Source organism: Micromonospora humidisoli (assembly GCF_016900955.1).
Taxonomy (GTDB): domain Bacteria; phylum Actinomycetota; class Actinomycetes; order Mycobacteriales; family Micromonosporaceae; genus Micromonospora; species Micromonospora wenchangensis.
The window spans coordinates 501397-513696 of record NZ_JAFEUO010000006.1 but is presented as its reverse complement, the minus strand read 5'-3'; the positions used below and the strand labels follow the sequence as shown (position 1 = coordinate 513696).

The following is a 12300-nucleotide window of genomic DNA, read 5'->3' as shown; positions in this document are numbered from 1 at the left end:
CCGCTCGACTTGCATGTGTTAAGCACGCCGCCAGCGTTCGTCCTGAGCCAGGATCAAACTCTCCAACAAAAACTGTGTTGAACAGCAATCCCGACAACAAACAAATGTTGCCAAAGGAATCCCAGCCAACCAAACCCGAAGATTCAGCCGACCCGGGGTATAAAACAATTGGCACTGGCTTTACAAGCACCCTGTTGAGTTCTCAAAGAACAACCACACACCAACCAGACAACCGCATCAGCAGCCACCCGACCGGGGCATTTCGTTCACTGCGCCCCGCGCTCCCACGCTGGGCACTTTTACTACGTTACCCGGTGGTATCCGCCGTGTCAAACCGCTCTGTAGCGATCCGCACCACTTCCACCACATTTCCCACACACCACGAACACACCCGGCTCACACCGGAAGCCCTCATGATTTGCGCCAGGCCGGCCGGTGCGGTCTCCCACACGCTCGCCCGGTTCCCTGCCGACGTCACACACTACCCGGTCGGTTTCGCCCCGTCGCATCGACCCCTGGCCGATCCGGAAGCACCACCCGAGATCAGATACCGCGCTCCGGCCTCCAGGTCTTTCGCCCTGTTTCGTCCGTTCCGCGCTGGCAGAGAGAAAGTTACGCGCCCGCCGAGTTGATCGTCAAATCGGCAGCGGGCGTCCCCGGTCACACACCGTGCCGGTAGCCCCGGACCGGCTGACGCCCCCCGGGCGGCGACCGTCGCTGAACTGCGCAAAGACCACTGGGGTGAGGGCCGGGTGGCCGAACGGTCAGAACCTGCGACCACGGTCGGCGACCACGTCCCCTCCTCGACGCCCCGGCTGCACTGCGGCACAGCGGACCTCAGCTCCGGTCCGTCACCGCCGGGAAGGGCTCGCCGTCGCACGCTGCTGTCAGCCCGGGCCCGCCGCCGGGCTGACCGGACGAAGTACCGCCAGGCGCCGCAGAGGCGGGACCGACGACCGCACTGACGCGCGCCGATCCGGACCGGGTGCGGCGGACCCGCTGGCCGGCCCGGATCGGTGGGTGGACCCCACCGGGGCCCGGTCACCCGGAACATCGGTCGCCGGTAGTGTTTCGCCCCATCGCGGGCCGTGGGGGCGCCCGTGCGGACCTGGATCACCGAGGAGTACGGAGGCTGGCGCCATATGTCCACCGGGGAGGATTCGTACGCGTCGCGTGACGACGGGTCGGCACGGCCGAGCTTCGAGCTCGCACTGCGGGGCTACGACAAGCGGCAGGTGGACCGGTACGTCGAACACATGGACGGCGCGCTGTCGACGTTGACCGCCGAACGGGCCCAGGCGACCGGTCAGATCCAGGGCCTGACCGCGCACATCCAGCGGTTGCAGGCGGAGCTGACCGAGTTGCGCCAGCGCCCCGCCCAGGTGGACCGGGCGTCCTTCCGCGACCTCGGCCCGATGGTGGACCAGATTCTCGCCCTGGCCGAGAAGCAGGCCGCGCTGATCACCGACTCGGCCACCCAGCGGGCCAACCAGCTCCAGGGTGAGGCGGAGAAGACGCTTGTCGAGGCGCGGGACCGGACCGCGCAGGCGCTGCGGGACCTGGACGAGGAACTCGCCACCCGCCGCGAGGAACAGGAGAAGGCGTACGAGGAACGCCGGGCGACGGCCGACGCCGAGCTGGCCGAGATCCGGGAGCGGGCGGAGAAGCTGCGGGCCGAGGGGGAGGCCGCCCACGAGCGGGCCCAGCAGGAGGCCAAGCGGATCAGCGAGCAGACAGCGAAGCAGATCACCCAGACCAGGGCCGCCGCCGAGGCGTTGACCAAGGCGGCCCGGACCCAGATCCAGCAGGAGATCCAGGCGGCCCGGACGCAGAGCCAGCAGGAGCTGGCCCAGTGGCAGGCCACGGTGGAGCGGGAGGTCGGCGAGCGGCGGGCCGCGGCCGAGCAGGAGCTGGCCGAGCAGCGGGCGGCGGCGGAGCGGGAGCTGACCAACCAGCACAGCGCCGCCGAGCAGCAGATCGCCGCGTTGATCGCCGAGGCGCAGCAGTACGCCACCGAGGTCCGTCAGCGGGCCGACGAGCAGACCAGCAGCCACCAGGAGCAGCTGACCACGGTGCAGCGGGAGATCGCCGACCGGCAGAAGACCCTCGCCGAGGTGCAGGGCGAGCTGGAGACGGCCCGCGCGCAGCTGGCCGAGATCCAGCAGGAGGGTGACACCACCGAGCGGGAGTTGGCGCGTTCCCGGCAGCTGCTGGAGGAGGTGCGTCGCGACCTGACCGCCGAGAACCGACGGTTGGAGGAGGCCCGGCAGGCCGCCGAGAGCGTGGAGCGGCACGCCAAGGACGTGCGGGCCCGGGTGCAGCGGGAGGCGAAGCGGGTCGCCGACCTGGCCGCCGCCGCCGTGATGGCGGCCGCCGCCGGGGGTGGGGAGACCGCCGAGTACCCGACGGTGGCGGCCCGACAGCCCGCCGAGCCGCCGGTCGGGGCGTCCACCGAACCGCCCGCCGGCAAGGTGCCGACCAACGCCTGACGAACGGGTACGGCCCGGGGCGAATTCGCTGTCGCCCCGGGCCGGTGGGACGTAGCCTGACGGCCCCGTCACCACGACCAGCGAACGAGGTGTGTCCCGTGCCCGTGCTCCGTGTGCCGACCGTCCGCTTTCCGCGTCCGTCCACGCACCTCCGGAGTCATCGACATGGATCTCGACCGTAGTTTCGTCATCCGCGAAGGCGACCTTCGCATCCTCAACCCGTTCGACGCCGACAAGCTGGCCACCCTGGGGCGGGTGATCCGGCTGCGCCCCGACGACGCCCTGCTCGACCTGTGCAGCGGCAAGGGTGAGCTGCTCTGCACCTGGGCCCGCGCGCACGGGGTCCGGGGCACCGGTGTCGACATCAGCACCGCGTTCACCACCGCCGCCCGACATCGCGCGGCCGCCCTCGGGGTGGCCGACCGGGTCCGTTTCGTCCACGACGACGCCGCCGGGTACGTCCACCCCGGGCCGGTCGACGTGGCTGTCTGTCTCGGTGCGACCTGGATCGGCGGGGGTGTCACCGGCACCATCGACCTGCTGGCGCGGGCGCTGCGTCCGGGCGGGATGCTGCTGGTCGGGGAGCCCTACTGGCGGCGGGAGCCGCCGGACCGGGAAACCGTCGCCGGTTGCCACGCCACCGTGCGGGACGACTTCGACGACCTTCCCGGGCTGATCGGCCGGATGCAGGGGCACGGCTGGGACGTGGTCGAGATGGTCCTCGCCGACCAGGACAGTTGGGACCGGTACGCCGCTGCGCACTGGCTGACCCTGCGCCGCTGGTTGGACGCCCATCCCGACGATACTCTCGCCGGGTCGCTGCGGCAGGAGCTGACCGAGGACCCGTTGCGGCACGTCAGGTACCGGCGGGAATACCTGGGCTGGGGTGCGTTCGCCCTGCTCCGACGCTGAGCCGGCACGGTGCGGCCCGGCCTCGGGCCGCCCCGTGCGGGCCGGTCACGGCGACGCCGGGGGGTCGCGTGGTCAGTCGGCGGTGATCTCGTCCAGCACCCGCTGTTGGAAGGCGCGGGCCGCGGCGGCGGACGGGGGCGGGCCGCCGGTGCGGGCGTCGACGCAGCGGCGCACCAGCCCGGGGTCGCGGCCGAGGGTGATCACCCGGTGGCCGGCGGCGGTCTTGGACAGCCAGTCGCCGTCGCGGAGCCGGACCAGAGCGCGGCAGGCGTTCAGCACGGCGTCCTCCGCGCCGGGGGCCGGGGCGTCTCCGGGCGGGGCGGGGCGGGCCAGCCACCAGCGCAGCGCCGCCACCATCAGCGTGCGCAGGTCGTCCGGGGACGGGTCGGCGAAGACCGCTGCGGCCGGTGGGCCGGTCAACGGGTGGCCCCGTTGGTGCAGGATGCTGCGGTCCAGGGCGTACCAGAAGCGGCCGTCGGCGGCGGGCCGCTCGGCCGGGTCGAGGGTGACCCGCGTCGGCATCGCCGCTCCGGTGTTCAGTTCCACCTCGAAACCCGGTTCGCAGGTGCCCGAGCCGGCGACCGAACGGGTGTAGACGACCAGTTCGAGGCCGCGTGCCGGGCAGGGCAGCGCCTCGTGTCGCAGTCGGGTGACCAGTTCCTGCCGGGTCGGTCGGGGTAGCGCGTCCCGGCAGACCAGCGCCACGTCCACGTCGCTGCGGCCGGGCTGGTACGCGTGCAGCGCCACCGACCCGGCGGCGTAGCCGCCCACCAGTTCCGACCCGAGCAGGTCGCGGGCGACGCCGAGCAGGTCGGCGAGGTAGCGGCGTACGGCGGGGTCCATGCCGGCCATCCTGCCGGCAGCGCCGGTGGCTGTCGTGGAGCGGGTCCGGCGGCCCGGGCTCCGGCCCGTCGGGTGGAGTCGGGTGGGGGCACCCCTGGCGCGGACGCCACGGGTGGGACAGACTTGAGGCCCGACAGCGAGGACGGGGGCATGGCAGGCTCCACACAGGACGATGCGGCGGCGGAATTCGTTCGGGAACTGACCCACTGGCGTCACCAGCGGGGCATGTCCAAGAAGGAACTGGCCGAACGCACCGGTTTCGACCCGTCGTACGTCAGCCACATCGAGAACGGCCGGCACCAGCCCACCGAGGAGTTCGCCAGGCGGGTGGAGCTGGTGCTGGACAGCGGTAACCGGATCTGGCAGCAGTACGTGGCCTTCGCCGACCGGCGGGGCCCGGGGGGACGCCGTTCCCCGCTCGGCCCGACCGCGGTTCCGCCCCCGGCCGGGTCGCATCTGGTGATCGAGGACGAGCAGGCCAGCCTCTCCCTCGTCGACGGGGTGTACGAGTGCCGGTTCCGGCGGGTGCTGCACAGCGTGGGAACCGAGCCGATCACCAGGCACACGGTGCAGATCGACATCGACCGGTTCCCCGACGATCCGGCCCGGTCGACGGTCTTCCACGGTCGCCATCCGCTCACCATCGACGAGGTCGACTTCCGGGCGAGCATCGGCGTCGACCAGCCGGAGCCGATGCGGTGGCGGGTCGGGCGCAGCCGGGACGCCTTCCTCAAGATCGTGCTGTTGCTCGACGGTGGGGGCACCCCGATGCCGCTCTATCCCGGCCAGCGCACCGTGGTGGACTACGCCTACCGGGTGCCGGCGTGGAAGTTCGGCGACTGGTTGCAGCGGGACATCCGGCTGCCCACCCGCAATCTGGTGATCCGGCTCGACTTCCCGGCCGAGACGGGTCCGACGGTCTGGGGCAACGAGACCTCGTTCACCGCCGAGAGCAGCGCCGAGGTGCGCCCGGACGGTCGGGAGCGGCAGGGGCGGATCGCGTACGAGTGGGTGGTGCCGCGGCCCCGGTTGCGGGCGCAGTACCGGGTGGAGTGGCGCTACGCCGATCCACGCGCCGCCCTGGTCGACGCGCCATCGGATATCCGACCCCTTGCCTGCTGAACGCCGTTGACGGTTCGGCCGGACGTTCCCACCGGACGGGCCGACAGGTGTCGTTTCCGACAGATCCGGCCGGTTGTTCGGGCTCGGCATAGCGGTGTGCCGGGCCCGACCGTTAGGCTCAAAGGCTGAACGGGGCCGACGAAAACATCGTTTTCGCTCGATGCGGGTTGCGAGTATTGGCTGGTAGTGGCACTGGAAGGCAGGCTACAGTGACCCGAGAAGGTGAGCCTGGGCCGCGATACGCCCACCGCGCGGACAACAAGCGGGTGGCGTACGAGGAGACCGGTGCTCCCGACGGGTTCCCCGTCTTCCTGATGCACGGCACACCCGGCAGCCGCCGGGGGCCGAAACCCCGGGGCATCGTGCTCTACCGGATGGGCATCCGGTTGATCGCCTACGACCGCCCCGGTTACGGCGACTCCGACCGGTTCGAGGGCCGGGACGTGGCCGACGCCGCGCGCGACGTGGAAGCCATCGCCGACCAGCTCCGACTGGACCGGTTCGCGGTCGCCGGCCGCTCCGGTGGCGGGCCGCACGCGCTGGCCTGCGCCGCCGACGAACGCCTGCGCGGCCGGGTGAGCCGGGTCGCGGTGCTGGTGAGCTTCGCCCCCTCGGAGGCCATCGGGCTGGACTGGTTCGAGGGGATGAACGGCGACAACCAGCGCGGCTTCGGCAACGGCCGCCCGGACACCGAGATCGTCGTCGAGGAGATCCGGCAGCGGGCCGCCCGGGCCGCCGAGGACCCCCGGTTCCTGCTGCGGGACCTGATGGCGCAGATGGGTCCCCCCGACCGTCGGGCGATCAACGACGCGGCGCTGCGCGGGATCATCTTCGACACCTACCAGGAGGCGCTACGGGCCGGCCCGTACGGCTGGATCGACGACGTGCTGGCGTTGCGCCGCGACTGGAAGTTCGACCTCGACGCGATCGACACCGTGGCCACCCCGGTACGGCTGTGGCACGGTGCGGATGACACCTTCGCCCCGGCCAGCCACGGCCGCTGGCTGGCCGCCCGGATTCCCGGGGCGGAGATCGAGGTGCAGCCCGGCGCGGCCCACTTCGACGCCATGGGGCAACTCCCCCGCATCCTGCGGTGGCTCGGCGAAGGGCAGGTGCCGACGGGCACCGACGTGCTCATCGGTGCCCGGCCCGGTCAGTAGGGGTGCGGGTCGAGGACCCGCCGCACGTACCGCCCGTCGCGCAGCACCACCACACTCGGGTGTTCCTGCCCGATCCGGTCGGCGAGCCGGTCCGCCAGCCGTATCCGCCCGATGCTGACCTTCCCCCCGCTGGCCGCCTGCCGCGCCGTCTCCACGTTACCGAGGCTACGCAACGTGTCCGGATGGTCGGCCCCGAGCACCGCGGTCAGCCGGGCCACCACGGCCTGCAACCGGGTCAAGCCCTCCTCGGGCTGCCCGCTGAGGAGGGTGAAGACGGCGGCGTTGTTGTCAGCGCCCATGCTGAACGGATGCTCCGGTCCGAGCACCTCGCGCAGCCCGTCGGCCGCGGCCATGGTGATCGCGTACGACTCATCCTGCGTCCCGGTGTCCCACAGCGCCACCCCCTGGTTGAGTTCACACACCAGCGTGTAGGGATGCCGTGCCCCGAACACCTGGGTGAGCGTCCGCTGCATTTCCTCCAGCTCCGACCGGGCCTGCGCCGCCTGGTCCTGGAGCATCAGGTTGGCCGTCCGGCTCAACCGGCACAGCAGGGTGTCCGGGTTGGTCGGCCCCACCGTGGCGCGCAGCTGGAGGTAGGCGTCGTCGAGCAGCCGGCCCGCCTCGGCGATCCGGCCGGTGCTGCGCAGTGACGCGGCCAGGTTGGCCTGGTTGATCAGCAACTCGCGGAACTGGTCGCCGAAGAGCCGGCGGTAACCCTCGATCACCTCCTCCAGCAACGCCACCGAGCCCTGGTAGTCGCCGGTCTCCCGTAGGTCGCGGGCGAGGTTGCTGGCCGACAGCAGGGTCCGCGGGTGGTCGGGGCCGAGCACGACGCGCAGCCGGCGGTGGGTGGTCTGGTCGGTGTCGAGCGCCCGGGTGAAGTCCCCGGAGAGCCGGAAGGAGGCGGCGAGGTTGTTGGCCGCGTTCAGGGTGCGCCGGTGGTCCTCCCCGAACACCTCCACGGACGCCCCGTGGGTCAGCAGGTCCTGCTCCAGCGCGTCCTGGTAGCGGCCCAGGGCCCGCAGGTCCGCCGCGTACCCCCCGGCGGTCATCAGGGTGTACGGGTGGCTCTCGCCGATCAGGTCCTGCTGCTGGCGCAGGGTCTCCTCGTCGAGGGTCCGGGCCTGCTCGAACCGGCCGAGGCTGCGCAGCAGGTTGGCCAGGTTGAAGCGCAGGTTGAGCAGTTGCACCCGCAGCGAACGGTGGGCGCCGGTGTCCGGGGACAACCCCTCCAGCATGGTCGTCCAGGTCTTGTCGGCCTCCCGGGCGTACTGCGCGCCCTGCTCGAAACCGCCGTTGAGGAAGATGTACCGGACCCGGTCGATGACCAACTGCCGGACCGTGTCGTCGTGGCAGGACACCGCCTCGGAACCATCCAGGTGGGGCCACAGGTGCCGGTAACCGGACTGGAAGGCCGGGTCGTCCACCTCGCCGGAGGGGCGGGAACCGGCGAGGATGCGGTGCACGTCGTGCTTGACCTCGGCCAGTTCCCGCTCGGACATCCGGGAGCGCAGCGCCGCCTGGAGCAGCCGGTGGATCTGTACCCGCTGGGCGAGCAGGTCCACCTTGATCAGGGCGAGCCGGTTGATCCGCTGGACCAGCGCCGCGGCGATGTCCCGTTCGGAGACCCGGTCGGTGACCTGCGCGGCGACCAGCGGGTCGTGCGGGGCGATGACCTTCGCCACCTGGTCGCCGTAGAGCAGGTCGAGGGCGATGTCGGGGGCGAGCACCGAACCGAGCTGGAGCAGCCGGTAGGCGCCCGGGGACTGCTCCCGCAGGCCGGCCAGCGAACGGCCCCACACGTCGCTGTCGGGGCCGGTGCGGGCCAGCCCGGCCAGGTAGGTGGCGACCGAGTCGGGGCTCTCCGCCAGCCACGCGCCGGCCAGCGCCACCAGGATCGGCACGTCCTCCACCGCCTCGGCGACCTGCTGCGCCTCGGCCACCGTCATGCCCCGGCGGCTGGTCCGGCTGATCAGGTGACTGACGCTCTCGCCGCGCTGGAAGGCGTCCACGTCGACCGCGCGGGCCAGGTCGGCCCAGTCCGGGTTGCGGGTGGTCACCAGCACGTGCCCCTCACCCTGGGGAAGGAACTCCCGGACGTGCTCGTACTGGTCGACGTTGTCGAAGACGATCAGCCAGCGCAGCGGTGGCCCGTCGACCCCCCGGCCGCCGCCGTGGCTGAGCCAGTCCCGCACCGCCCGGGTGTTGTCCGGCACGTTCTGCAGGTCGGGCAGGCCGAGCCGGCGGCCCAGGTCGGCGAAACGGACGTCGATGAACTGCACCGGGTCGGCGTCCACCCACCAGACCACGTCGTACGCGCCGTGGAAGCGGTAGGCGTACTCGGCGGCGAGCTGGGTCTTGCCGATGCCGGCCCCGCCGCGCAGCGCCACCGGCACCCGTTCCCGGGCCGCCGCCTTCAGCTCCTCGCGCAGGTTCAGCAGCAACCGGTCCCGCCCGGTGAACCGTACGTTGCGCGCCGGGGCGTAGAAGACCAGCGGTTCGATGCCCGGGTAGCGGGTGGCCGGCGTCGGGCGGTCCCGGCCGTCGCCGGGCCGGCCGACCAGTTCCCACACCTGCTCGGCGGCGGCCGCGGCGCTGCGCTCGTGGACGGTCGCCCAACTGCCGGGCGGGGTGTCCACCGACGGGGTGGTGTCGTCGAGGTGCAGCGCGAGCAGCGGGGGCCCGGCGGCGCTGCCGAGGGCCCGGCGGGCGGCGAGGTAGGAGCGGGAGACCAGGTGCAGCTCGCGGGAGGCCGTGCCGGCCGGCACCGTCGTCTGGACGCCCAGCGGGGTGGCCAGCACCCGCAGGTCGGCGGCGTGCAGCGCGGACTGCACCCACTCCGCCCATGCCTGGTCCTCCGGCACGTAGCGCAGCACGATCAGCTCGTCGACGATCACCGGCTTGCGTTCGAAGCGTTGGAAGGTCTGCCGGCGCAGCCCTTCGTCCATCCGGGGCAGCCCGGCGACCATGCCGTTGGTGATGTGCCGGGTCAGCGCCTCGTACGCCGACAACAACCCCCGGCTGCCCGGCACGTCGCCGAACGTGGCCAGGGTCTCCTCGTAGGCGTAGTAGGCCCGGTAGGGGACCTCGACGGAGAGCCAGTAGTCCTGCCGTTCCAGCTCGGTCATGCCGCTGGGCAGGCCGGTGAACCGCTGCATGGCCAGCGCCCGACCGGCGTCGGTTTTGGTCTTCTCCCCCTCGTCGACCCGCATCGGCACCGGCAGCACCCGGCGGGCGCGGCGGCCCTCGTAGTCGCGGACCCGGGTGGCGACCGAGGCGGCGCCCTCGATGCCCTGGTCGCTGAGGGTGAAGCAGTCGACCAGCACGTCGGGCAGGTGGATGGTGCAGATCTCGGCGACGTCGCTGATGCCGGTGCGGCTGTCGATCAGGGTGTAGTCGTAGTGCCGCTTCATGTCGGCCCGCAACGCGTCGAAGAACTGCGCCCCGCCGAGCCGGTTGTAGAAGTTGTCCCAGTTGAGCCCGGTGACGCTGGTGGCGTAGTCGGGGTTGTGCCGGCCGGCGAGCAGCAGGTCCAGGATGCCGCCGCCGGGGAACTCCCAGCTGACCGAGAAGGCGTGCTTGTGGACCCGGGCGTACTGGCGGTGCCAGTCGCCGGGGCGGGTGTCCTCGCCCTCGCGCCGACGGCGGGCGTTCTCCCACTCGTAGTCGAGGATCAGGTCCATCACGCCGCCGGTGGAGGCGACCTGCTCCGGGTCGAGGAACGGGGCGAAGAACCGGTGCAGGCCGGGGGATTCCAGGTCCCAGTCGGCGGCGAGCACCCGGTGGCCGTTCGCGGCGAGGATCCAGGCGGTGTTCGCCAGCGCCATCGTGCGACCGGTGCCACCCTTGTACGAGTAGAAGGTGACGACCTGGCCGTCGCGGGGTGGAGTCATCGTTCTGCCTTCCCTCGCCGTACGTCGAACGGTCCGACCGGCCCCAGGCTCGGCTTCGGATCGTGCGGGCCCTCCGGCGGATCGACCGGCCCGTGCCGGAGGAACTGTTTGCGCGCCTCGGTGACCAGCAGCGGCGCGCAGCGCTCGAACTCGTCGATGGTGCGCACCGGCAGCACCCGGGGAAACCGGGCGTCCTGCAAGGTACCGGCGATCTCCTCGGGTGTCGGCTCGCCACGCGCATGGTCGGCGGCGATGACGAGCGGGACCACCCACTGCGGCAGCCCGTCGAGTGCGACCCGGGCGGCGTCGGCCCCGACCCCGGCGTCCACCAGCACCACCGCCGGACTGTGCGGGGCCTGGTCGCGGGCCTCGGCCAACCCGACCACCCGGGTGGGCAGACCGAGCCGCTCGGCGGTCGCCGCCACGTAGTCGGCCACCGCCAGCTGGTGCTGGTCGCCGTAGGGCCGCCAGCGGGCCCGGTCGGCGGCGAGGGTGGTGACCACCAGCGTGGCGCCCGGACCGTCGGGGACCGGCCGGCTGGTCACGGTCGTCGCCCGGGACCGGGCGAGGGGTTGCTGCTCGGTCACCCGGACGATCCGGTCGGCCAGCGCGTCGCGCAGCCGCCGGTACTGCCGGCCGTAGGCGCTGAGCTTGCACAGCGCGCGCAGCCCGTTCTCGGCGTAGACGGCGCGGTCGTCGGGGTCGTCGGTCAACGTCAGCGCCTGGACGATCTCGGGACGGTCCTCCCAGGACGGTAACGGCATCCAGAGCACCGGCAGCAGGTGCCGGTCGGCCTGTCCCGCCGGCAGCCGGGTCAGCCGGCTGCGGAACGAGTCCCGTTCACCGAGCGCCCAGCCGTTGCGGAAGTAGTTCGGCGAGTACAGCGGCACGAACACGTGCGCGACGCTGAGCGCGTCGGTGAGCGTACGACGCAGGTCGACGCCGGGACTGACCTGGCCGTCGAAGAAGCCCGCCCCGATCTCGACGGTGCGTCGGGGATGGTCCCGGACGGCCGTGGCGAGATCCTGGAAGAACTTGCCGACCCAGTAGTCGGTGTCCGGCCGGGCGGCGTCGGACAGCGGGACGGAGTGCGCGTAGCTGAGGTAGAAGTAGGTCTCCTGCCCGGGGAGCCCGACCGGGGAGGTGTCAGACCAGGTCATGCCCGTCCTCCTCGAACCGGTCGCGCAGCTGCCGCAGGTCGGTCGGCACCGCCGGCTCGACCCAGTGCGTGCGGTACGCGCGGGCGATCCGCTGGGCCAGCCGCCAGACCACCGCGTCGTAGGCGTCCTTGCCGTTGCTGCCGAGGCTGAGCAGGCCGTAGATGCCCTCCTCGTGGTACTGCGGGGCGATGTCCGAGGGTAACCGGGTGGGGGAGAACATCTGCCACCGCGACACGGCCTCGGGCATCCGTCGGCGCTCCACCACCGACCAGTTGACCGGGATCACCGGCGTCTCCCCCGCCGACAGCTCGGCGTCCGGGCGGGGTACGACCTGCCGCCTGGTGAACGCGTCCCACTCCCTGGCGCACCACTGGCTGCGCAGGTAGTGCGGGGAGATGAGCGGGATGAAGACCTGGCAGTGGCCGACGGCGGAGGCGAGCTCGTCGGTCCACAGCTGCCCTCCGTCGAGCATCCGGTCCATGAACCCGGCCGTCCGGCCCGGGCCGAGGCCGAGCAGCTCGACGACATGGTCGGAGAGGTCGACGAAGAGCTGGAAGACCTTCTGGTTGGTGTCCCGTGGGGGCGCCGCCACCCGGGTGCGGGTGCGGGCATAGCTGAGGAAGAACACGGGGGCTCGCTCGTCCTCCCTGAACTGTTCCTCCGCCACCTAACGCTCCCGCCCGGCGTCGCCGCTCCCGGCCGACCACAGTATCGACAGTGG

8 protein-coding genes and 1 rRNA gene are annotated in these 12300 nt (G+C 72.1%); 4 read left to right on the top strand and 5 right to left on the bottom strand.

The window, feature by feature from the left end; all coding sequences use genetic code 11:
* Positions 1 to 69, bottom strand: a 16S ribosomal RNA gene (locus tag JQN84_RS23810); the annotation flags it as partial.
* 1073 nt (positions 70 to 1142) lie between these two features.
* Here JQN84_RS23810 and JQN84_RS23805 point away from each other — a divergent pair.
* A complete protein-coding gene (locus tag JQN84_RS23805; RefSeq protein WP_204960724.1) occupies positions 1143 to 2489 on the top strand; it encodes a DivIVA domain-containing protein in 1347 nt (448 codons plus the stop codon).
* Positions 2490 to 2654: 165 nt separating this feature from the next.
* Complete coding sequence (locus tag JQN84_RS23800) at positions 2655 to 3401, top strand: SAM-dependent methyltransferase (protein WP_204960723.1); 747 nt, start codon at positions 2655 to 2657, stop codon at positions 3399 to 3401.
* Positions 3402 to 3473: 72 nt separating this feature from the next.
* On the opposite strand, the gene JQN84_RS23795 is transcribed toward JQN84_RS23800, so the two are convergent.
* The gene (locus JQN84_RS23795; RefSeq protein WP_204960722.1) at positions 3474 to 4244 is read right to left on the bottom strand and encodes a nucleotidyltransferase domain-containing protein; all 771 of its coding nucleotides are present in this window, start codon (positions 4242 to 4244) and stop codon (positions 3474 to 3476) included.
* A 150-nt stretch (positions 4245 to 4394) separates the two neighbouring features.
* On the opposite strand from JQN84_RS23795, the gene JQN84_RS23790 reads away from it, so the two are divergent.
* The gene (locus tag JQN84_RS23790; protein ID WP_204960721.1) at positions 4395 to 5366 is read left to right on the top strand and encodes a helix-turn-helix domain-containing protein; all 972 of its coding nucleotides are present in this window, start codon (positions 4395 to 4397) and stop codon (positions 5364 to 5366) included.
* A gap of 209 nt (positions 5367 to 5575) precedes the next feature.
* A complete protein-coding gene (locus JQN84_RS23785) occupies positions 5576 to 6526 on the top strand; it encodes an alpha/beta fold hydrolase (RefSeq protein ID WP_204960720.1) in 951 nt (316 codons plus the stop codon).
* On the opposite strand, the gene fxsT is transcribed toward JQN84_RS23785, so the two are convergent.
* From fxsT to JQN84_RS23770, 3 genes are read right to left on the bottom strand one after another with little or no spacing between them, the layout of a single operon-like run.
* Positions 6520 to 10419 carry an FxSxx-COOH system tetratricopeptide repeat protein gene (fxsT, locus tag JQN84_RS23780; protein WP_204960719.1) on the bottom strand — a complete coding sequence of 1300 codons (3900 nt, stop codon included), beginning with the start codon at positions 10417 to 10419 and terminating at the stop codon, positions 6520 to 6522. The two genes, JQN84_RS23785 and fxsT, sit on opposite strands and share 7 nt — an antisense overlap.
* Entirely contained in the window at positions 10416 to 11579 is a 1164-nt protein-coding gene (locus JQN84_RS23775) for a TIR-like protein FxsC (protein WP_204960718.1), read from the bottom strand. The genes fxsT and JQN84_RS23775 overlap by 4 nt, the downstream gene beginning before the upstream one ends.
* Positions 11566 to 12246, bottom strand: a complete 681-nt coding sequence (locus tag JQN84_RS23770) for a TIR-like protein FxsC (RefSeq protein WP_204960717.1) — start codon at positions 12244 to 12246, stop codon at positions 11566 to 11568. The genes JQN84_RS23775 and JQN84_RS23770 overlap by 14 nt, the downstream gene beginning before the upstream one ends.
* Positions 12247 to 12300 lie beyond the last annotated feature (54 nt).